A 19,925-nucleotide genomic window follows, 5' to 3' on the forward strand; every position below is an offset into this window, starting at 1 on the left:
AAATCAGTTTTCCTGAATCAGCATTAATCGTTTCAATCAAAACCCGTCGGCCGATTGATGGCGGACCGGCATGCTATCTTTAAAGCAACTCGGATTCGTTCGCCCGGAGATATCGTGGACGTCGCCGCCTGGCTGCGCAGCCTCGGAATGGAGCGGTACGAAGCGGTGTTCGCGCAGAACGCCATCGACGGCGGCGTGCTGCGCAGCCTCACCGCAGACGATCTGAAGGATCTCGGAATCGCGTCGGTGGGTCATCGGCGGAAAATGCTCGACGCGCTGGCCGAACTGCGGGCGCGTCCCGCGCACGAAGACGCAGCCGCGAACCCGAACGAGGCGAACGGCGAACGGCGGCAGGTCACGGTGCTGTTCGCCGATCTGTGCGGCTTCACGAAAATGAGCCGTGAAGCCGATCCGGAAGAAATCGTCGCCGTGCTCGATCGCTATTTCGAGAAAGTCGATCGCATCGTCGAGCAGCATGGCGGTTACGTCGACAAACATGTCGGCGACTCGATCATGGCGGTTTTCGGCGCGCCGGTTTCGCATGGGAACGACGTCGAACGCGCCGTGCGCGCGGCCCTCGCGATCACCGAAGCAATGCCCGCGCTGTCGCGCATGCTCGATCGTCCGGTGTCGGTTCATATCGGCATTGCGGGCGGCGAGGTCGTCGCGAGCGGCATGGGCAGCGCCGCGCATCGCAAGTACACCGTGACCGGCGATACGGTCAATCTCGCCTCGCGTCTCACCGACGCGGCCGGGCCGTCGGAAATTCTCGTATCGGAAGCCGTGCGGCGTCCTCTGGCCGGGCGCATCGAGTGCGCCGAACGCGGCGCGCTCGCGGTCAAAGGGTTCGCGGAGCCGGTTTCGGCGTGGTGTATCGTGGGTCTTCGGCGCAGCGCGCCGGGGCGACCGTTCATCGGCCGTATCGGCGAACTGCGCCAGTTTCGCGCGATGCTCCACGCGTGCCTCGACACTCGAATCGGTCGCGCCGTTCTGCTGCGCGGCGAGGCGGGCATCGGCAAGACGCGTCTTCTCGATGAATTCAGACGCGAAGCGCACGATGCCGGCTTTCTTTGCCACGGCGGCCTCGTGCTCGATTTCGGCGCGGCAACCGGACGGGGCGCGATTCAGTCCATCGTGCGCGGGCTTTTGTCGCTCGACGACTCGGCCGATGCGCAATCCGGCGTCGAGCAAGCGATCGGCGACGGCCTGATCGATCGCGGCGACGCGCTGTTTCTCCAGGATCTCGTCGATGTGCCGATGTCGCTCGACGATCGCACGATCTACGCGGCCATGGACAACGCGATGCGCATCGACGGCCGGCGAAATGTGCTGACGCGGCTCGTCGAGCGCGCGAGCCGGCGGCAACCTCGGCTGCTGTCGGTCGAGGACATCCACTGGTCGGACGGATCGACGTTGAAGGACATCGCCGGGCTGTCGGCGACGGTCGCAGCCTGTCCGGCCGTGCTGGTGTTGACCGCGCGTCCCTCGGACCCGGCGTTCGACGAAACGTGGCGCGCGGCGGGCGGGGCGCCGCTTTCGCTCGTCGATCTGAGTCCGCTCAGCGCCGACGAAGCGCACGTGATGGCCGCATCGTTTCCCGGCGCGGCGGCGGATCTGGCGGCGCGCTGCATCGCGCGGGCGGCGGGCAATCCGCTGTTTCTCGAACAACTGCTCGGCAACGCGGAAGAAAGCGACGAAACCGGCGTGCCGGGCACGGTGCGCAGTCTCGTGCAGGCGCGTCTGGACCGGCTCGACGCCGTCGACAAAACGGTTTTGCAGGCGGCCTCGGTACTCGGTCAACTCTTCGAAAAGGACGCGGTCGAGCATCTCGTCGATGGCGCGGGCGCCGCGATGGAACCGCTCCTGACGAGTCTTTTGTTGCGGCGTCAGGGCGCCGGATTCATATTCCATCACGCGCTCATTCGCGACGCCGTCTACGACGGCTTGCTGAAAAGCCGGCGGCGCGAGCTGCATCGACGTGCCGCGCAGTGGTACGACGGACGCGATCCGCTCCTGCGCGCCGAGCATCTCGATCGCGCGGCGGACAGCGCGGCGGCGCGCGCGTATTGCGACGCGGCGCGTTCGCAGGCGAAGGCGCATCGTCATGAATCGGCGTTGCGGCTCGTCGAGCGAGGGCTTCAGCTTGCGGGCGGCGGCAGCGACCGCGTCGCGCTCGAATGTCTTCGCGGCGATGTGCTGCACGACGCCGGCGACATGCCTTCGGCGCTCGCGGCATTCGAAGCCGCGCTCGAAGTCGCGGAATCCGATGCGCAGCGTTGTCCGGCGTGGATCGGGCGCGCGACCGTCAAACGCGTCACGGACGATCTCGACGGCGCCTGGGCCGATCTCCACCTCGCCGCCGATGCCGCCGCCGCCCACGGCTTTCAGCGCGAGGCGGCGCGCATTCACTTCCTGCGCGGCAATTTATGTTTTCCGCGCGGGGATATCGACGGCTGCGTGCGCGAACATGAACGCAGCCTCGCACTCGCGCGCGAAGCGGACGATCCCGAACAGGAAGCGGCCGCGCTCGGCGGGCTCGGAGACGCGGAGTACATGCGCGGCCGGATGATCAGCGCGCACGACGCCTACAGCCGATGCATCGCGCTTTGCAAGCGCCACGGGTTCGGACGTATCGAAGTGGCCAATCTGCCGATGCGCGCCATTACCGCATGGTTCGCAGGCAACACGAACACCGGACTCGATACCGCGCTCGCCAGCGCCGCCGCGGCGGAGAAGGTGAGGCATCTGCGGGCGCTCGCCGTTGCGCATCACGCCGCGTGGCACTGTCTGCGCGATCTCGGGGAGTGGGATCGTGCGTGGGAACACGTCGATCCCGCGCTGCAATGCGCGCGCGAGTTGAAGTCGAAACGATTCGAAGGCGAAGCGCTCGCGCTTCGTGCGGAGTCGCATCGGATCGCCGGGCGCAGGCGCGAGGCGCTGGAGGATATCGCGGAGGCGCTGTCGATCAGCCGTGAAACCGGCATGACCTATCTGGGCGCGAGCTATCTCGGCACGCTTGCGCGCGCGACCGACGACATGAATATTTTCGAAGACGCGCTCGCGGAAGGCGAAGCGCTGCTGGCGGCGGGCGCGGTCAGCCACAATCACTTTCTCTTTCGACGTGACGCGATAGAGGCGTGCATCGAACGGAGTCGCTGGGATGAGGCCGCGCACCACGCCACGGCTTTCGAGGACTATGCGCGACGCGAGCCGTCGCTCTTTACCGGCTTCTACGTGGCGCGCGCACGCGCGCTTGCCTCATATGGAAAGGGTAATCGGAGCGCTGCGTTGATGAACGAACTTCAGCAGATCAGGCATGAGGGCCAGAAGTCCGGCTTCGTCTATGCGCTCGCGGCAATCGATCGCGCGCTCTCGGGCGAACCGAATCTTCATTGATCAACGAGTGTGGGACGTCGATCATGTCAAGCGAGTTGAAACGTCGGGTCACATTGTTCATTCAGCGCTTCTGGCAGCCGACCAGCGCGTGCATGACCTGCATGCCGGGCAGTTGGAGCAATATCGCGAGCATGGCGCACTGGTCGATCGCGTTCAAGACCGGGCTTCTCACCGGACTTCTGGCGGTGCTTCTGACCTTCACGCCCGCCGCGAAACTCTACGGAAACCGATACGGCAACGCAGCGATCGTCGGCTTGCTGACGGCCATCGGCGATGCCTACGCGCACGCGAGCCATTATCGGCTGCCCTACGTGGAGCACATCCTGACGGGCATCGTCTCGGGGCTTCTGGCGCTGCTTGCTTCGTATCTGCTCGAAGATCGTGCGCGTCGCGTGCGGGCGGTATGGACGCGCGTCTTCGGGTAGCGCATCACCAGCGCAACAGCCGCGGCCCGATCCATGCACCGATGAGCGCCGGCATCAGCATGCCGATTGCGTACCACACGCCCCAGAACGCCGGGCTCATTTCGGGGCAGTGCAGGCAGTAGACGATCGTCGCCGTCGAACTTGCCAGCAATCCGGCGACGGCGCCGGCGAGCCGCAGCCGCGTCGGCGCGAGCGATCGCATCGCCCAGAACGCGGCGGGGAAGGTCGGTATCGAAAGAAGCAGGATGTTGAACGGGCACGTGCGCCACGTGTGACCGAGCACCAGCGCGGCGCGCGCGTTCGGGTCCGCGCTGTCCAGGACCATCCAGCCCGCGATCCAGACCGCCGCGAACGGCAGCGCGACGAGCGCCCACGAATACCCCGCGCGCGCGCCGGGCCGCCCGATCCGGCCGATGGTGAGTATCGCGCCGATGCCGACCGCCAGCGGAAACGCCAGCTTCGCCCAGAAGACGCCCGTACGCGCGACGCTGCCGATATCGTGACGAACGCCGAACACGAAGCTCATCAGGATCAGCGAGCCCGCCGCGCCGATCAGCAGCGCCTGAACGAACCGCCGTGCGATCGCCGTGCGGTCGACCTGTGTCACCTGATTCGAGAGGAGGGAGATGAGTTCGTCGGTCTTCATCGCAGTCCCCGGATTTTAGCCGCGAGCGCCTTGAGTCCGCGATGCACGCCCACCTTCACGGCCGATTCGGACAGACCCGTGAGCCGCGCCGTTTCCGTCACCGACAACCCTTCGAGTTTCATGTGGACGATCGGCAGACGCTGCTTGTCCGGCAGATGTTCGAGCAGCTTGCCGATGTCGTGCCGCGCCTGGGCGGGTTCGTCGTCGGCGGCGGCGAGCAGTTCCTCGTGATCGTCGAGCGGAACGTTCAGCGACTCGCGCCGCGCGTGCGAGCGGAAGAAGTCCATCAGCTTGTAGCGCGCGATCGCGTGCAGCCAGGCCGTCAACGGCTCGTCCGGCCGATACGTGTGCCGTGCGTTGTGCACCGCCAGCAGAATTTCCTGGACGAGGTCTTCGACGTCGTCGAGACGATGCGGAATGCGCTTTCGCAGATAGCCCCGCAGATGCCGCGTGAGAGCCTGCAGAAAGCCGCGATACGCGTTCTGATCGCCATCGAGTCCGCTGATGAACAACGCTTTCAGCCGCCTTTCCGCATCGTGCGACATGGTTCCTGTAGGGGCGGGACGGGACGAAATTTCGTGCGCCGCGGTCGCTGTAAAAGCGAGCGGCGTGCCTTGTGTGAGACCGGTCGTCACACAGTATCCGAAGCCGTGATGCGCTGCAATGGCGCCGTCCTGGTTCATGTTCGTCGTTTCCCTCTGCATTTCGTTAGTTCGGTCTCCGGCGTCGATTCGTTACAGCACGGCCTGAGATTTTTCGGCGAAACGCTGTAACCGGCGACGCTCGAGCGACGAATTAACCGGTAATCCAGTTGCAATTCGACGACCAGGGTGACCGACATGGAAGCGACGACACCGCCACTTGCGCCAGCACGCGAAAAAGCACCGATCCATCCGCTGTGGCTGCGCGTCACGCACTGGCTCAATGCAATCGCGGCGCTGATCATGATGTTCTCCGGATGGCGCATCTACGATGCATCGCCGGTGTTCAGCAACATCGTCATTCCGCCGTCGATCACGCTCGGCGGCTGGCTCGGCGGCGCGCTGCAGTGGCATTTCGCGGCGATGTGGCTGCTCGTGTTCAACGGCATCGTCTATCTCGCGCTCAATCTCGCGAGCGGCCGTTTCCGCTCGAAGTTCTTTCCGCTGTCGCCGCGCGCCGTGCTGCGCGATTTCATCGCGGCATTGAGCGGCAAGCTCGCCCACGCCGATCTGCGCCAGTACAACGCGGTGCAGAAGCTCGCGTATCTCGTGGTCATCGTCGATCTGCTCGTGCTCGTGCTGTCGGGGCTCGCGATCTGGAAGTCCGTGCAGTTCCCGCTCTTGCGCGAACTGATGGGCGGTTATGACAACGCGCGCGTCGTGCACTTCTGCGCGATGGCGGTGATGGCGGCGTTCGTCGTCGTGCATGTGGCGATGGTCGCGCTCGTGCCGCGCTCGCTCATCACGATGCTGCGCGGCCGCTGATTCGATCGAGGAACACGCCATGAAATCCAGCGACAAGCGAATCATCACGGTCGATCGTGCATCGGTATTGGCGGACGCGCGCCGCGAACTCGACATGCCGTCGCGACGCCTGTTCGGCAAGCGCATGCTGACACTCGGTGGCCTATCGCTACTGACCGGCTGCTCGATCACGGACGACGATTCCGTCAACACGTTTCTCACCGCCGTCTCGCGCCTGAACGATCGTGCGCAGGCGCTGCTCTTCGATCCGAAGCGGCTCGCACCGACCTACACCGAAGCGCAGCTCACGCGGCCGTTTCCGTTCAATGCCTTCTACGGAATCGACGACGTGCCCGAAGTGAACGGCAGCGACTATCGCCTGAAGGTGAGCGGCCTCGTGACGGGACAGCGCGTGTGGACATTGCCGCAGCTCTACGCGCTGCCGCACGAAGAGCAGATCACGCGGCACATTTGCGTCGAAGGCTGGAGCGCGATCGGGCGCTGGGGCGGCACGCCGTTCGCCGATTTTCTGCGGCGCGTGGGCGCGGACACGACGGCGAAGTACGTCGGTTTTCGCTGCGCCGACGACTACTACGAAAGCATCGACATGCCCACGGCGCTGCATCCGCAAACGCTGCTGACGTTCGCTTACGACGGCCAGCGCCTTCCGGCGAAATACGGCTATCCGATGAAGCTGCGCATGCCGACCAAGCTCGGCTACAAGAATCCGAAGCACATCGTCGAGATGTTCGTGACCAACACCTATCCGGGCGGCTATTGGGTCGACCAGGGGTACAACTGGTTCGGCGGCTCCTGAGCGCCGGATCATCAACCGGTTCCGGATTGTCCGGATGCCATGTTTGACTCACCAAGGAGAGAAGCAATGAAACGATTGATGACGGCCGTACTCGCAGCGGCGTTGACGATGGGCACATCGGCCGCGTTCGCGCAGGCAAGCGGCGCGATGTCGAACGACTCGATGTCGCACGACACGATGAAAAAGGACAACATGTCTCACGATTCGATGAAGAAGGGCGCCATGTCGCACGACTTGATGGGCAAGGGCGACAAGATGAAGAAGAACGATGCGATGGGCACGGACCATCCCGCGTCCGGCGCGATGTCGCAGTAAGGCGGAGCGACCGGGCGCGACGGCGTGTCCGGTCCTTTGCGCATGAAGTTGGCAGTTTCGAAACTGGGTATGATCCGCGAACAAGCTGTCGAATCAGGGTCTCCCAATGTCATCGAGTACGAAACAGAAAGCCGCATCTCCGGACAAGCACGATCTGGAAGCCATGTCCCTCTTCCGTTATGAGCTGCGCAAGTTTCTGCGTGTGTCGGAAGAAATCTCCAATGCCGTGGGCATCACCACGCTTCAATATCAGTTGCTTCTGCACGTACGCGGATTTTCCGGGCGGAAGTGGGCCACCGTCGGCGAACTCGCGGAGCGCTTGCAGGCCGCGCCGAACGGAACGGCTGCGTTGGTATCGCGGTGCGAGGAGGCGGGCCTCGTCGCGCGCAAAACCGACAAGACGGATCGCCGGCAGGTGCAAGTGCATCTGACGGCAAAAGGCGAACGATGTCTGCTCAAGCTCGCGGCCGAACACAAGTCGCACTACGGATCGTTCGGCTGGATATTCGAAGACCAACAGGAATGAGCCGATAGCGCACGAGACGGGCCGATTGAAATTTATGTCACAATGTGCCTTAATTTCAAGTTTCATGACTTCCAGATGCGCATTCCAGGATTCATCGACCGACGCACGATCTTGCGCGGCAGGCGGCTGTGGCTGCATTACGGCGTGTTCTGGCTCGGCGCGGTCGCGACCGGGCTCGTCGCGGTCATGTATGCGCGGCTGATCGACTTCGGTTACGACACCTTTCTGCGCTTCACCGCCCTCCATTGGTGGCTGCCTCTGGTGATCACGCCCGCCATCTCCGCGTTCTGCGTGTGGATGACGCGGCGCTTCTTTCCCGGTTCGGAAGGCAGCGGCATTCCGCAAGTCATCGCGATGCTGCACGACGGGCGGGAACTCGGAACACGGCTGCTCACCATCCGTATTCTCATCGGCAAGATCGTGCTGTCGTTTCTCTCGATTCTCGGGGGCTTCACCATCGGGCGCGAAGGGCCGACCATTCACGTCGGCGCGGCGCTGATGTACAGCTTGCGCCGTTTCTATCCGTTGCGCCTGCGGAACATGCGCGGCGGCGCAATCGAGCGCAATCTGGCGCTCGCGGGCGCGGCCGCCGGATTGTCGGCCGCGTTCAATGCGCCGCTCGCGGGCGTGGTCTTCGCCATCGAAGAACTCACGCGCAGCTTCGAGCAGCGCACGAGCGGCGTGCTGATCACGGCGATCATCTTCGCCGGTATCGTGTCGCTCGCGCTGCAAGGCAACTACACCTATTTCGGCACGATCGATCTGACCGGCCATTTCCCCGAATCGCTCGCGCTCGCGGTCATTCTGCTCGGCGCGGTGACGGGCATCGCGGGCGGCATCTTCTGCTGGCTCCTGCTGAACACGCAGCGCTGGATGCCCGCGCGGCTCGTCGACTGGCGGCAGTCGCATCCGGTGGCGTTCGGCGCGGCGTGCGGGCTGGTCATCGCCGTGATCGGCGTTGTCGCGGGCGGTCATACGTTCGGCAGCGGCTACGCGGAAGCGCGCGGCATGCTCGAAGGCAATTCGCAACTCGGCGCGACTTATCCGCTGCTGAAGATGGCGTCGATGGTCGGCTCGTATCTGCCCGGCGCGCCCGGCGGACTTTTCGCGCCGTCGCTCGCGATCGGCGCGGGCATCGGCAACGCGCTTCATCAGGTTTTCGGCGACATGCAATTGCCGATGCTGATCGCGCTCGGCATGGTCGGTTATCTCGCGGCGGTCACGCAGAGCCCGATTACGGCATTCGTGATCGTCATCGAGATGATCAATGGCCATGCGCTCGTGCTGTCGTTGATGGCCACGGCGTTGATTTCGAGTCAGGTGTCGAAGTTGTTCGCGCCGCCGCTTTACGAGGCTTTGGCGCACAAGTACATGAGCAAGTGACGCTGCGGCCGTCTTACTTGCTCTTGCCATGAGCGACCGCCGCCCGCAACGCCAGCAGATAGCTTTCCACGCCGAAGCCGCAAATCTGTCCATCGACGACTTCGGCAAATACCGAACGATGCCGAAACGCCTCGCGCGCATGAATGTTCGACATGTGCAGTTCCACGACCGGGCACGTGAGAATGGCCGGCGCATCGCGGATGCCGTAGCTGTAGTGCGTCCACGCGCCTGCGTTGATCAGCGCGGCGTCGCAATGCTGCTCGGAAGCCTGGTGAATGCGCTCGCACAAGCGACGAGTGCCTGAACGACCACTGATTCACGACGCTCGCGCCATGGCGTCAGGACTATCGCGAGCAAATCCCACACAGCGCACTGAATTACCTCTCGCCATCAGAGTTTGCGGCGAGACATCGGGCTACACCGGATGCTCCTGCGGCTAGTCGCAGGTCATTGCTTCGCTTAACTTTGGCGGATAACGACAGGCTCTTGGCGAATCCGCTAGCCGCCCGCGCTCGTATCAGCCGTATAACCGAAGATACGATCGGTGGAGCGATTCGCCCATGTATCATCAAGGATCAATCTTATGATGATAAGAACTTCTGACCGCTTCATCGTTCTGGGCCTTTGTGTAGTTGGCGTATCGATCATTGGCCTGTTCGCGTTGCTTCAACATCGTGAGCAGCGCGAGGACGTAGAAGCCTGGTCAACTCGTCAACAGACATCGGTGGTCACGGGCGCCATTCGTCCTGCGGCGCCGGCAGCGAACATCGAACCGGAGAGCGTCGGTTCGGGCCAACGGGAAGAGACTGGAGCGGGTGAGTCGAGCAGTGTTGGAATGAGTTCGCCCATCGTGGGACCAGACGCCGGCGATGAGCTGGACTTGAGTCCGCGCAAGGAGATACCGCCGACTTCGGCCGTCGAACAACGAGCGCCGCCATCAACTGCCCGTCGCGTAACAAAGCAGACGGCGCCTTTCGATCCTGCGATAAAGAAACAGTCCGGACGACATACCGAAAGCAAGTATTCGGCGCCGCAAAGCAGTGAGCACACGGCAAGCTCACTCGATCTTCCTATATCCTCCGGACCCGGTGACGCGGAGGGTGGTCAAGTGGGAAGCCAGAGCCAAAACTCAATCGATGCTTCGTCGCCGGCAATAGAGAACTCCACGCCGTTGACATCGCAGGCCGAAGGGACGGCTCGGCCTGCGATCGAAAGCCAATCCGGTCCGGCCAACCCTCCGCCGATCACTTCGGCGCAACAGCCGCCAAAATCCAGGCATGACGTTCAAGAGGAACTTCGCAGGGCGCGGATGAACGGTTCCCTTCCTCGATTCGGTAACCCTGATCCTTATGGTCCCGGTGGATCGCCGAGCGCGGCTGACCGGTAACTCACGCTTGCAACGGCCTACCGCTTGACGTGCATCGGGCGATCCACTTCCATTGAAGACATACAGCGTCATGTCGCTTTGTTCGACGAGCGCGTGTGGAGGCGCTGCCCAGTTCGAGGCGATAGAAAGGGAAGGGAAATGCGATGAGTGCTTCCACCTGATTTTCGTTGTCAACGTCAGCGCCGATGTCCGCACACTATGCTCCCAAACCGATCGACCGCCATCGCCATCGCTGGAAACCCAGCCAGTGGTTATCCCATCCGCAACGCCGGTTTCGCCAGCTTTCCAGTCGGAGTGCGCGGCAACAGCTCGCGCGCGATGTATTCGCGAGGGATCTTGTACTTTGCCAATCTCGTCGAGAGGAAGGTGTTGATTGCGTCCGTGTCGATCGACGAGCCTTCCGCCGGCACGACAAACGCGACTACGGTTTCGCCCCACTCGGGATGCGGACGGCCGACCACCGCCACGTCCCGTATCGCCGGATGCTCGATCAGCACGTCCTCGACTTCCTTCGAGTACACGTTCTCGCCGCCCGTCACGATCATGTCCTTGCAACGGTCCACGACGAAAAGGTAACCGTCGGCATCGACGCGAACGAGGTCGCCCGTGCGATACCAGCCGTCCGCAATGGCTTGCGCCGTCGCCTCGGGTGCGTCGAGATAGCCGAGCATCAGCGAGTCACATCTGAGCCAGATCTCGCCGACTTCGCCGCTGCGCGCTTCGAGCCCATCTTCACGGACAACTCTCATCTCGCTGCCCGGCGTGCACACGCGTCCGATCGACCCGGCTTTCGCGATCTGCTCGCGCGGATACAGCACGGTGCCCGCCGGCCCGGTCTCGGTCATGCCGAACATCTGGTAGAAGCACTCGCTGCGATAGGCCGCCATGAGACGCCGTGCCGTATCGGCGCCGATCGGTCCGCCGCCATAGATCCACGCGCGCATCGAACTGAGGTCGAAAGCGGCGATATCGAGGTTCATCTGAAGCGGCAGCAAGTACGACACCGGCGCGCCGAAGTACAAGGTCGCGCGTTCGTCCTGCACCGCTTGCAGGAAGGCTTGCGGATGATATTCGCGCAACAGGACGACAGTTCCGCCGACATGAAGCGTGCCCAGAAACCAGTTGTTGAGCGGCGAGGAATGCCACAGCGGCATGGCGATCAAGGTTCGCTCGTCGGGCTTCATGGAAGCACCCTTGACGGCTGTTTCGGCAGCATGACACGCGGTGCGATGACTATGCAGACAGCCCTTGGGCTTGCCGGTCGTCCCCGACGTGTAGAGCACTTCGGCGACCGAATCGTCGGCGGGCGGCGGTCCGTCGAAAGGCGCTTCACGTGCGATCAGCGTATCGAAGCACGGGTGCCCCGCGAGCTCGCTGTCCGTGCCGAACTTAGGCGTCCGGTACGCAAGACGCCCGACCACGGGCGCAAGCGCACCATCGAAAATCGCCATTTTGACGCTCGCGTGCGCGAGGACGTAGTCGATTTCCGGCGCCTGGAGCTTGTGGTTGACCGGCACGACGACCGCGCCCAGACGCCATGCGCCCAGCATCGCGATCACGAACCCCGGCGTGTTGAAGCACATCATCGCCACGCGATCGCCGGCGGCGATGCCATGTCTCGCGTAAAACGTGGCGGCGCGGCGCGCCAGATCGTCTGTCTGCGCATAGGTGTACGTGCGGCCCGCATGACGCAGGAAAGCCTTGTCCGGCTGCTGGCGAACGTGATGGTCGAAAAGCGAAATGATGTTCATGTTCCGGCGGGCGCGACGCCCTGTGATGGGTTGAAGAAGGCTGACGTCAGCACGGCCATGCGCGTTCGATCATCGAAACACAGGGCGTGTCGCGCGGCAGCAGGCCGAAGGTGCGTCCCCATTCGGCGTCGAAACGGCTCGCGGCGAATGCGTCGCCTACGGCTTGCGGCGCACGCTCTCTCAAAAGCTGCGCCTGGATCAGCAGAACGAGCCGCTGCGCCACACGCCTCGCTCCGATTTCGAAAGCGTCGTCGTCGAGAGCGATGTCGCCGGTCAATGCGTCGATCCGGCGGCGCAGATCGGCGTCGCCTCCGCACGAAGCCCGCAGGTCTTCGACGAGCGCCTCCATGGCATCGGGCTCGCGCCGGATCGCGCGCATCATGTCGAGCGCCATCACGTTGCCCGAGCCTTCCCAGATCGAAATGACCGGCGTCTCTCGAAACAGCCGCCCGGTGGGGCTGTCGTCCATATAGCCGTTGCCGCCGATCACTTCCATCGCCTCGGCCGCATGTTCGATCGCGCGCTTGGCGATCCAGTATTTCGCGGCAGGCGTGACGATGCGGCGGTACGCGCGATGCAGCGGATCGTCGCCTGCGCCGGCGAACGATTCGGCGAGCCGCATCATCAGATGCGTCGCGGCTTCGCTTTCGAGCGCGAGGTCGGCGAGCACGTTCTGCATCAGCGGTTGCTGCGCGAGCGGCCTGCCGAATGCGCTGCGTCCCCGCGCATGATGGATCGCCTGCACGAGCGCCTGGCGCATCATGCCCGCGCTGCCCATCACGCAGTTCAGGCGCGTATGCGTCGCCATTTCGATGATCGTCGCCACGCCCCGGCGTTCTTCTCCCACCATGCGGCCCCAGGCGCCGAGGAACTCGACCTCGCTGCTCGCGTTCGAGCGGTTGCCCACCTTCTCCTTGAGGCGTTGAATATGAATCGCGTTCTTGCTGCCATCGGGCCGGTAGCGGGGCACGAAGAAGCACGAGAGGCCGCCGCCGGTGCGCGCGAGCACGAGGTGCGCATCGCACATCGGCGCCGAGAAGAACCACTTGTGACCGACGAGCGTATGTTCCCGGCCGTGTTCGCCGCCCGGAACCGGCGTCGCGACGGTCGTGTTCGCCCGCACGTCCGAGCCGCCCTGTTTCTCGGTCATTCCCATGCCGATCAGGATGGATGTCTTCTGCTCGATCGGCAGGTCGCGCCCGTCATAGGTCGTCGAGTAGAGCTTGTCCGCGAGCTGCGAGAAAAGCGCGGGTTCTTTCCTGAGCACGGGAATGCTCGCGAAGGTCATCGAGGAGGGGCACTGCGAGCCGGCCTCGATCTGGCCGTGCATCGAGAAGCCCGCGGCGTACGCGGCCCACGCGCCGGGCCGCGCATCCGAGAATGGCTGCGAGACGAGGTTCTGCTCGCGCAGCATCCGCATCATCGTGTGCCACGCCGGATGGAACTCGACGCGGTCGATCCGCTCGCCCTGCCGGTCGAAGGTCTGCAACTCCGGCTTGCAGCGATTGGCGAGCTCGGCCGCGTGCATCGTCGAGGCCATGCCGAGCAGCCGGCCGTATCGGCTCAACTCCGCCTCATGCGCCGCGCCGCCCGCGTGCCGCACGGCATCCTGCAGCGCGATGTCGCTGGCATAGAGGTTGTAGTCGCGCACCTCCTGCACGACATTGGTTACGTCGTGTGTCTTCCATTGCATGTCGATCACTCCATTGCCCGTACGAACCGGCGTGCACGCGCCGGTTCGTACGATCAGAACATGTGGCGCAAGCCCACCATCATCCCGAGCTGAGTCGAGCCGGCCGCCGCGCTCAGGCCGCAGAAACCCTGCAATTGCGCGCCGATCAGTCCGCCGCGATACAGCGAGTAATCGCCTTCGACATAGACGTCGGTTTGCTTCGAGAGGGCGTAGTCCGCGATGACCTGGAACTGCGTGGCGTTGCCGTCGCCGCTTTGCGTCTTGCCGTCCTGCAGCGTGCGCCAGACGTTCGCCGACACATGCGTGGCGCCGCCGACGACTTGCGAGATGCCGCCGAAGAACATCTCGCGTGAAGAGAAGGTGTTGAACTTGAGCGCCGTGAGCTGCGCGACGGTGAACGGGCCGTTCGGGAAGTTGCCGACGAAGCCGCTGTCCTCGCGGTTCTGCGACCAGCCGAAGTTCACGGTCGTTCCGCCGAACGTGTAGGCGGCGCCGGCCGTCCATGCCTTGAAGTGCGCCGAGGTGTTGACCGCGTCGCGCGAATCGAGATAGGCCGCGGCGAGACGCAGCGGTCCTTGCGGCACATACGCGAGCGACGCGCCGATCTGGCTGCCCGCGCCGAACGCACCGGCCTGGCCGCCGAACGCGTAGGAAAGCTCCAGCGTCAGGTCATGCCAGCTCGCGGCATATTTCGCCATGTTGCTCGTCCATACGCCCTGGGCCATGTTCACTTCCGGGCGGAATTCATAGACCGTCGGGAGCCAGCCGGCGCTCACGTAGGTGCGCAGGACGGCGTCCGAGAGCGGATTCGGCTGACGGCCGAGCGTGAGCCGTCCGAATGTCGGCGACTGCAGCCCGACGAAAGCCGTATTGAAGAACGGATAGGCCGGATCCGTCACGCCGCTGTTCGGAAAGAAGCGGTCTTCGACTTGAAAGACCGCCTTGTTGCCGCCGCCCAGATCTTCGACGCCGCGCAGTCCCCAGATGCTTTCGCTCACGCCGCCGTTGGCGAGCTGGAGCTTGTCGTCGCCGGCCGTGTTCGCGTGCGTGGTGTAGCGAATGGCCGTATCGACGATGCCATACAGCGTCACCGACGACTGCGCATGTGCCATCGCGCCGTATGCGCCGATCGCCAGTGCGCACGCCGCGCGTACCGTTGCGGCGCGCCCGCTCCCCGTTGTCTTGCTTCGTTGCATCGAATCATCCCCGTCGTTGTTGTCGAACTGTCGGCTGAGGCCGTCTTTGAAATGTCTTTGCGATGCGCCGGGCGCGTCGCGTCACGCGGCGAACTGGCGCGCGAGACGTTCGCGCGAGCGCTCCGGATTGAGCACCAGGAAACCGGCCACCGCGAGCACCACGAGCAGCGCGCCCGTGAGCAGCAGCGCCTGCTCGAAGCCGATGGAGACGTTGTCGTGCGCCGCGCGGATCAGCCAGCCGACCACCGGCGGAGCGACGATACCGGCGATCCACGCGACCGAGTACTCGATCGCGAGCGCCGCGCCGCGCTGCGCGGGCGGAGTGATCTGGGCGACCATCGCCGGCCCGAGCGAATAGATGATCGGCGTGGTGGAAATCGCGAGCGCGATCAGCACGACCTTCGCGATGGGGCCGAGATCGAAGGCCGCCGTCGCGACGAGCAGCGCGCCGCCGACCGCGAGGCAGCCGCAGACGAACGCACCGCGCGCGACGCGTGACGGCACGCCGCGCTTCATCAAGCGTTGCGACCATGCGGACAGAACGAGACTCACCGGTGCGCTCGCGAGCAGCACGGCGGCGAACGCCTGCCCTGCGACGCGCGGAGCGAAGCCAAGCCCCTGATTCAGATACGCGGGCAGCCACGTGAGCACGAGCGCGAGCGTCAGGAAGGCGGCGAAATGCAGCGCGATGATGCATGCCACGGTGCGATCGGTCAGCAGCGCCCGATAGGCGATGCGCTCGGTCGCGGCGGGCGCGGTCGTTCCGGCCGTCGGGCGAGCCGCTTGCGCGTCGAGCGGACCTTCCTTGCCGAAGGCGAGCCACAGCACCGCCCACGCGAGGCCGAGCACGGACAGCACGACGAAGTTCGTGCGCCAGCCCCAAACCGAATCGATCCACGGCACCGCGATGCCCGCCACGACCATGCCGAACACGCCGCCTTGCTGAAACACCGAGACGGGCAGATTGCGCCGCTCGTCCGGAAACCACTTGTAGCAGGCGTGAATCGCGATCGGCTGGGCCGGGCCTTCACCCGCGCCGAGCAGAACGCGGCACGCGATCAGCATGACGAGCGACGAGCTCCAGGCGATCGGCAGTTGCACCAGCGCCCATATCACGGCCATCGCTAGGAGCAGCCAGCGCGTGGGCCAGCGGTTCGAGAGGAAGCCGCCGGCCACGCCCGTCAGCGCGAAGAGAAAAAAGAAACTGCCGGCGAGCAGGCCATACTGCGCCGGCGAAAGGCCGAGTTCCTTCATGAGCGGCGTCGCGACCAGACCGAGCACGACCTTGTCGATGAAGTTGATCGCGATGAGCAGGAACAACATGCCGGTCATGAACCAGGCGCGCGCCGGACGATAGTTGGGTTGCATGCGTGAGATCCCCGAGATGAAGTGCGACGGTGTCGCGCAGGTTGGCCGCTTCGGCGCGTACTTAGGAACGCCGGCCGAAGTACCAGCGCAACACGGCGCGTTGAACCGTGCGGCCATACGGCGGATGAAACAGCTCGATCGGGAACCAGCGATGCTCCGCCAGCACGGCCTTCGCATGCGAGAGTTCGCGAAACCCCTCTTCGCCGTGATAGTTGCCCATGCCCGACGCACCGATGCCGCCGAATGGCAGCGCGTGGTTCATCGCGTGCCAGCCCCAGTCGTTGAACGTGATGCCGCCCGAGTGCGTCTCGCGCAGAACGCGTGTGCGCTCGCCGCTGTCTGTGCCGAACCAGTACAGCGCGAGCGGCCGGTCGCCGTCGCGCACATGGGCCAGCGCGGCTTCGAAGGTGTCGTACTCGATAACCGGCAGGAGCGGCCCGAAAATCTCTTCACGCGCAATGCGCATCTGGGGCCGAACGCCGGTGATGATGTGCAGCGGCATCTGGCGCCCCTTCATGCCCTGTGCGTCGCATACGGTCACCGTCGCGCCGAGTGCGCGCGCATCGTCGATGAGATCGAGCATGCGGCGCCGGGCGCGTGCGTTGATCATCGATGTCTGGCTCGCGTCGTCGCCGATGAAGCGGGCATAGGCGCGCGCCGCGGCCGCAGTGAACGCTTCGACGTGCTCGCGGGGCACGAGTGCATAGTCCGGCGCGACGCAGATTTGCCCGGCGTTGACGGTCTTGCCATGCACGATCCGCTGCGCAGCCCGCTCGATATTCGCCGAGCGCGAAACGAGCGCAGGCGATTTCCCGCCCAATTCGAGCGTGACGGGCGTGAGATTGTGCGCGGCGGCCCGCATCACTTCGCGGCCGACCGCGGGCGAGCCGGTGAACACGAGATGATCGAAGGGCAGGGCGCAGAAGCGTTTCGCACACTCTGCGTCGCCTTCGACGACGGCCGCTTCATCTTCGCCCAATGCGTCGGCGAGCAGGTTGCGCAGCGCGCGCGACGACTCGGGCGCAAATTCGGATGTCTTGATCAGGCAGCGATTGCCTGCGGCCAGCGCCGTCGCGAGCGGCCCCAGCGCGAGATAGAACGGAAAGTTCCACGGCACCACGATGCCGACCACACCCTTCGGCTGATATTGGACCGTGGCGCGGTTCGTGCGGAACAGCAGCTCCGGCGCACGGCGCGACGGCCGCATCCAGCGTCGCAGATGACGCAGCAAATGATCGATGTGCAGCAGCGAAGGCAGCATGTCGATCAGCATTGTCTCGTCGGCGGCGCGCACGCCGAAGTCCGCTTCGGCAGCCGCCGTGCATTGATGCGCATGACGGCGCAACGCGTCACGCAGACTCTGCAGTGCGCGTCGCCTTGCGTCGTAGGCGGGATAGGGCGCCGCGGCGAACGCTGCGCGCATCGCGGCGAAGCGTGCGCCGAGTGCGTCGGTCGCGGCGGGTGTGTCCCGCCGGTCGTGTTCCATCAGCATCATGAGATTCGTCCCCCAGGCTTTCGAAGCGACGGCGTTCAAACCGGAACATCGCCGATGACCGTCGCGCGCAGCATCCGCCGGCGCGCCGGGAAGTAGTCCTGAATGGCGTAATGCTGGGTCGAGCGGTTATCCCAGAACGCGATGGTGTTGGGCCGCCACTTCAGGCGCACCTGATACTCGGGCACGGCCGCCTGGCGATAGAGGTATTGCAGCAGGTCCATCTCGGCCAGCCGGAAATCGATGCCGAAGCGCACATCGTTCTTCTCAATGTAGTTCAGCAGATGCGTCGTGAATGCTTCGTTCACGTAGAGCACGCGTTCGCCCGTTTCCGGATGCGTGCGCACGACCGGATGCACGGCGGGCGGAAAGGCGGCGCGGCGTGCGGCGCGCTCGTCCGTGCTCATGCGTGTGCCGAAGGCCGGCAGCAGATCGTGAACGGCAAGAAGGCCGTCGAGCGCATCGCGCGTCGATTCGGGGAGCCGCGCGTAGGCCTCGGCCATGTTGACCCAGATGGTATCGCCGCCTACCGACGGACATTCGAGGCAACGCAGCATGGAGCCCATCGAGGGCCGTTCGCGCCAGCTCACATCCGAGTGATAGATGTTCTCGCGGCCCGGAATCTTGCTGTCGCCGCCGAGCATCACGAGTTCCGGATGATCGGGGTGATGCGGAAACACCGGATGCACTTCGAGTTCGCCGAATCGTCTCGCGAGCGCCACTTGTTGTGCCGCGCTGATGTCCTGATCGCGGAACACGAGCAGCTTGTGCTTGACGAGCGCGGCGCGCAGGGCGGTGTATTGGTCGTCGTCCAGCGGCGAAGTGAGATCGATGTTGCCGATCTCCGCGCCGATCGTCGGCGCGAGCGGCTCGACGCTGAACGAGCTTTTGAGCGCGCCCGGGCGCACGATCGACGGACTATGAGCGGTGCTTTCCATGACTTCCTCCACGGAATCAAGATTCGAGGTCAAAAAGATACCGACGGGTACTATTTAGAAAAGATACTATTGAGCATCTTTTCGTTGGTCAACCGGGGGTTTTCCCATGTCGCAGGAAGTCGAGAAGCCGTTGTCCGGTCGATTGGAGAGCGGCGATGGTTTCGTCGCGCCGCGTTATCGGAGCGGCCAGCGCACCGCCGACGCGCTGCTCGAGGCGGGCCGTGTCTTGCTCACGGATATCAGCTACGAGGCGCTGAGCATCAACGATCTGTGCAGCAGCGCGAATCTCACGAAAGGCGCTTTCTATCGCCGTTTCGAGAGCAAGGACGCTTTTTTTCTCGCGTTGCAGCGGCTTGCACTGGATGACGCGGCCCGGATCAAGGAGTCGCTCATGACGAAATTCGACCGGCCCGAAGGCGGCTCGATGAAATTCGGGGAATGCGCGTATCTGGTGGTCGATGCAGTGCGCACGTGGCATCTCAAGCACTGCGGCGTGATCCGCGCGTCGCTACAACGTCGCGACCATACGTCCAACGGCTGGATACCGTTTCGGGAATACGGCAAGGGATTCGTCGACGAAGTCACCGACCGCATGATTCGCCTGCCCGAACTGCGCAGAGACAAGCAAGCGCTGGCGCGGCTGAAGAACGGATTCCAGGCGGTGATCGCGACGATGGTCAATGCGGCGTTGAACGATCCGGGACCGCTGCATCTCGACGATACGGCGATGAGCGAAGCGCTGGGGCAGATGCTCGTGTTCTATGTGGCCGGGCAGGGGCGGTCGTCGTAGCGGAAACGGCAGGGATGGATCGCTCGATCTAAGGCCTCGCGAACGCTATTTCCATTTGGCAGTCCGGCAGTGTGGAGTCGGGCGCGTGAACGACGAACACCGAGCCCCAGCGCCTCCATGATGATGCGAGCCTGAAGCCAGAGCAGTTTGCAAGGCAGCCTTTCGCGTCGTTGGCGCGCGGCTGGATCGAATATGCCGAACTTTCTTGCGTTCTATTTTGATGTCGATGACCGGGTTCGGCCAATTGCCGCCTTTCGCCAAGACGATCGCGCGGTCATTCAAGTGACTTCTGCGCACCGCAATCGGCCATGAGCCGATCGTCGGACGCATGGCGCGTTGTGCGAGGAGCGAGAACGT

General features: G+C 64.3%; 17 protein-coding genes and 2 pseudogenes. 10 read left to right on the forward strand and 9 right to left on the reverse strand.

Annotation, left to right across the window (positions count from 1 at the left end; genetic code table 11):
* Positions 1-114 precede the first annotated feature (114 nt).
* Positions 115-3,396: an adenylate/guanylate cyclase domain-containing protein gene (locus NOV72_RS15085; RefSeq protein WP_106855410.1), complete on the forward strand. Its 3,282-nt coding sequence runs from the start codon at positions 115-117 to the stop codon at positions 3,394-3,396.
* Positions 3,397-3,419: 23 nt separating this feature from the next.
* Positions 3,420-3,821: a hypothetical protein gene (locus NOV72_RS15090; protein ID WP_106855536.1), complete on the forward strand. Its 402-nt coding sequence runs from the start codon at positions 3,420-3,422 to the stop codon at positions 3,819-3,821.
* A gap of 4 nt (positions 3,822-3,825) precedes the next feature.
* Here NOV72_RS15090 and NOV72_RS15095 read toward each other — a convergent pair whose 3' ends face one another.
* Both NOV72_RS15095 and NOV72_RS15100 read right to left on the reverse strand, forming a co-directional pair.
* Positions 3,826-4,467: a DUF1109 domain-containing protein gene (locus tag NOV72_RS15095; RefSeq protein WP_106855411.1), complete on the reverse strand. Its 642-nt coding sequence runs from the start codon at positions 4,465-4,467 to the stop codon at positions 3,826-3,828.
* The gene (locus NOV72_RS15100; protein ID WP_106855412.1) at positions 4,464-5,012 is read right to left on the reverse strand and encodes a sigma-70 family RNA polymerase sigma factor; all 549 of its coding nucleotides are present in this window, start codon (positions 5,010-5,012) and stop codon (positions 4,464-4,466) included. The genes NOV72_RS15095 and NOV72_RS15100 overlap by 4 nt, the downstream gene beginning before the upstream one ends.
* 294 nt (positions 5,013-5,306) lie before the next feature.
* Between NOV72_RS15100 and NOV72_RS15105 the strand changes: the two genes are divergently transcribed.
* The 5 genes from NOV72_RS15105 to NOV72_RS15125 all read left to right on the forward strand — a co-directional run bounded on the left by NOV72_RS15105 (position 5,307) and on the right by NOV72_RS15125 (position 8,953).
* On the forward strand, positions 5,307-5,933 hold the full coding sequence (locus NOV72_RS15105) for a cytochrome b/b6 domain-containing protein (protein ID WP_106855413.1): 627 nt from the start codon (positions 5,307-5,309) through the stop codon (positions 5,931-5,933).
* Positions 5,934-5,952: 19 nt separating this feature from the next.
* Positions 5,953-6,729 (forward strand): molybdopterin-dependent oxidoreductase, encoded by a 777-nt coding sequence (locus tag NOV72_RS15110; RefSeq protein ID WP_106855414.1) that lies wholly within the window; start codon positions 5,953-5,955, stop codon positions 6,727-6,729.
* 66 nt (positions 6,730-6,795) lie between these two features.
* Positions 6,796-7,044, forward strand: a complete 249-nt coding sequence (locus NOV72_RS15115) for a pentapeptide MXKDX repeat protein (RefSeq protein WP_106855415.1) — start codon at positions 6,796-6,798, stop codon at positions 7,042-7,044.
* 106 nt (positions 7,045-7,150) lie between these two features.
* Positions 7,151-7,570: a MarR family winged helix-turn-helix transcriptional regulator gene (locus NOV72_RS15120; RefSeq protein ID WP_106855416.1), complete on the forward strand. Its 420-nt coding sequence runs from the start codon at positions 7,151-7,153 to the stop codon at positions 7,568-7,570.
* Positions 7,571-7,645: 75 nt separating this feature from the next.
* Positions 7,646-8,953: a chloride channel protein gene (locus NOV72_RS15125; RefSeq protein ID WP_106855417.1), complete on the forward strand. Its 1,308-nt coding sequence runs from the start codon at positions 7,646-7,648 to the stop codon at positions 8,951-8,953.
* 13 nt (positions 8,954-8,966) lie between these two features.
* Here the strand turns inward: NOV72_RS15125 and NOV72_RS15130 are convergent.
* Positions 8,967-9,242, reverse strand: a pseudogene (locus NOV72_RS15130) (type II 3-dehydroquinate dehydratase); the annotation flags it as partial.
* A gap of 2 nt (positions 9,243-9,244) precedes the next feature.
* Here NOV72_RS15130 and NOV72_RS32550 point away from each other — a divergent pair.
* Both NOV72_RS32550 and NOV72_RS15135 read left to right on the forward strand, forming a co-directional pair.
* Positions 9,245-9,391, forward strand: a pseudogene (locus NOV72_RS32550) (integrase core domain-containing protein); the annotation flags it as partial.
* Positions 9,392-9,536: 145 nt separating this feature from the next.
* Positions 9,537-10,340, forward strand: a complete 804-nt coding sequence (locus tag NOV72_RS15135) for a hypothetical protein (RefSeq protein ID WP_106855419.1) — start codon at positions 9,537-9,539, stop codon at positions 10,338-10,340.
* Between the two features lie 251 nt (positions 10,341-10,591).
* On the opposite strand, the gene NOV72_RS15140 is transcribed toward NOV72_RS15135, so the two are convergent.
* From NOV72_RS15140 to NOV72_RS15165, 6 genes are all read right to left on the reverse strand, one after another.
* Positions 10,592-12,091: a class I adenylate-forming enzyme family protein gene (locus NOV72_RS15140; protein WP_106855420.1), complete on the reverse strand. Its 1,500-nt coding sequence runs from the start codon at positions 12,089-12,091 to the stop codon at positions 10,592-10,594.
* A gap of 46 nt (positions 12,092-12,137) precedes the next feature.
* Positions 12,138-13,784, reverse strand: coding sequence for an acyl-CoA dehydrogenase family protein (locus NOV72_RS15145; RefSeq protein WP_106855537.1), 1,647 nt, complete (start codon positions 13,782-13,784; stop codon positions 12,138-12,140).
* Positions 13,785-13,837: 53 nt separating this feature from the next.
* Positions 13,838-14,980: a porin gene (locus tag NOV72_RS15150; RefSeq protein ID WP_106855421.1), complete on the reverse strand. Its 1,143-nt coding sequence runs from the start codon at positions 14,978-14,980 to the stop codon at positions 13,838-13,840.
* Positions 14,981-15,061: 81 nt separating this feature from the next.
* Complete coding sequence (locus NOV72_RS15155) at positions 15,062-16,348, reverse strand: MFS transporter (protein ID WP_106855422.1); 1,287 nt, start codon at positions 16,346-16,348, stop codon at positions 15,062-15,064.
* 61 nt (positions 16,349-16,409) lie between these two features.
* The gene (locus NOV72_RS15160) at positions 16,410-17,843 is read right to left on the reverse strand and encodes an aldehyde dehydrogenase family protein (protein ID WP_245933054.1); all 1,434 of its coding nucleotides are present in this window, start codon (positions 17,841-17,843) and stop codon (positions 16,410-16,412) included.
* A 35-nt stretch (positions 17,844-17,878) separates the two neighbouring features.
* Entirely contained in the window at positions 17,879-18,778 is a 900-nt protein-coding gene (locus NOV72_RS15165) for a TauD/TfdA dioxygenase family protein (protein ID WP_106855423.1), read from the reverse strand.
* Between the two features lie 106 nt (positions 18,779-18,884).
* Between NOV72_RS15165 and NOV72_RS15170 the strand changes: the two genes are divergently transcribed.
* Entirely contained in the window at positions 18,885-19,568 is a 684-nt protein-coding gene (locus NOV72_RS15170; RefSeq protein ID WP_106855424.1) for a TetR/AcrR family transcriptional regulator, read from the forward strand.
* Positions 19,569-19,925 lie beyond the last annotated feature (357 nt).

Source organism: Caballeronia novacaledonica (genome assembly GCF_900258035.1).
GTDB classification, from domain to species: domain Bacteria; phylum Pseudomonadota; class Gammaproteobacteria; order Burkholderiales; family Burkholderiaceae; genus Caballeronia; species Caballeronia novacaledonica.

Excerpts from the sequence above, each read along its gene's own strand:
- NOV72_RS15090 (WP_106855536.1), top strand. The coding sequence starts at position 3,420 with ATGTCAAGCGAGTTGAAACGTCGGGTCACATTGTTCATTCAGCGCTTC.
- NOV72_RS15095 (WP_106855411.1), bottom strand. The coding sequence starts at position 4,467 with ATGAAGACCGACGAACTCATCTCCCTCCTCTCGAATCAGGTGACACAG.
- NOV72_RS15100 (WP_106855412.1), bottom strand. The coding sequence starts at position 5,012 with ATGTCGCACGATGCGGAAAGGCGGCTGAAAGCGTTGTTCATCAGCGGA.
- NOV72_RS15105 (WP_106855413.1), top strand. The coding sequence starts at position 5,307 with ATGGAAGCGACGACACCGCCACTTGCGCCAGCACGCGAAAAAGCACCG.
- NOV72_RS15110 (WP_106855414.1), top strand. The coding sequence starts at position 5,953 with ATGAAATCCAGCGACAAGCGAATCATCACGGTCGATCGTGCATCGGTA.
- NOV72_RS15115 (WP_106855415.1), top strand. The coding sequence starts at position 6,796 with ATGAAACGATTGATGACGGCCGTACTCGCAGCGGCGTTGACGATGGGC.
- NOV72_RS15120 (WP_106855416.1), top strand. The coding sequence starts at position 7,151 with ATGTCATCGAGTACGAAACAGAAAGCCGCATCTCCGGACAAGCACGAT.
- NOV72_RS15125 (WP_106855417.1), top strand. The coding sequence starts at position 7,646 with ATGCGCATTCCAGGATTCATCGACCGACGCACGATCTTGCGCGGCAGG.
- NOV72_RS15135 (WP_106855419.1), top strand. The coding sequence starts at position 9,537 with ATGATGATAAGAACTTCTGACCGCTTCATCGTTCTGGGCCTTTGTGTA.
- NOV72_RS15140 (WP_106855420.1), bottom strand. The coding sequence starts at position 12,091 with ATGAACATCATTTCGCTTTTCGACCATCACGTTCGCCAGCAGCCGGAC.
- NOV72_RS15145 (WP_106855537.1), bottom strand. The coding sequence starts at position 13,784 with ATGCAATGGAAGACACACGACGTAACCAATGTCGTGCAGGAGGTGCGC.
- NOV72_RS15150 (WP_106855421.1), bottom strand. The coding sequence starts at position 14,980 with ATGCAACGAAGCAAGACAACGGGGAGCGGGCGCGCCGCAACGGTACGC.
- NOV72_RS15155 (WP_106855422.1), bottom strand. The coding sequence starts at position 16,348 with ATGCAACCCAACTATCGTCCGGCGCGCGCCTGGTTCATGACCGGCATG.
- NOV72_RS15160 (WP_245933054.1), bottom strand. The coding sequence starts at position 17,843 with ATGATGCTGATGGAACACGACCGGCGGGACACACCCGCCGCGACCGAC.
- NOV72_RS15165 (WP_106855423.1), bottom strand. The coding sequence starts at position 18,778 with ATGGAAAGCACCGCTCATAGTCCGTCGATCGTGCGCCCGGGCGCGCTC.
- NOV72_RS15170 (WP_106855424.1), top strand. The coding sequence starts at position 18,885 with ATGTCGCAGGAAGTCGAGAAGCCGTTGTCCGGTCGATTGGAGAGCGGC.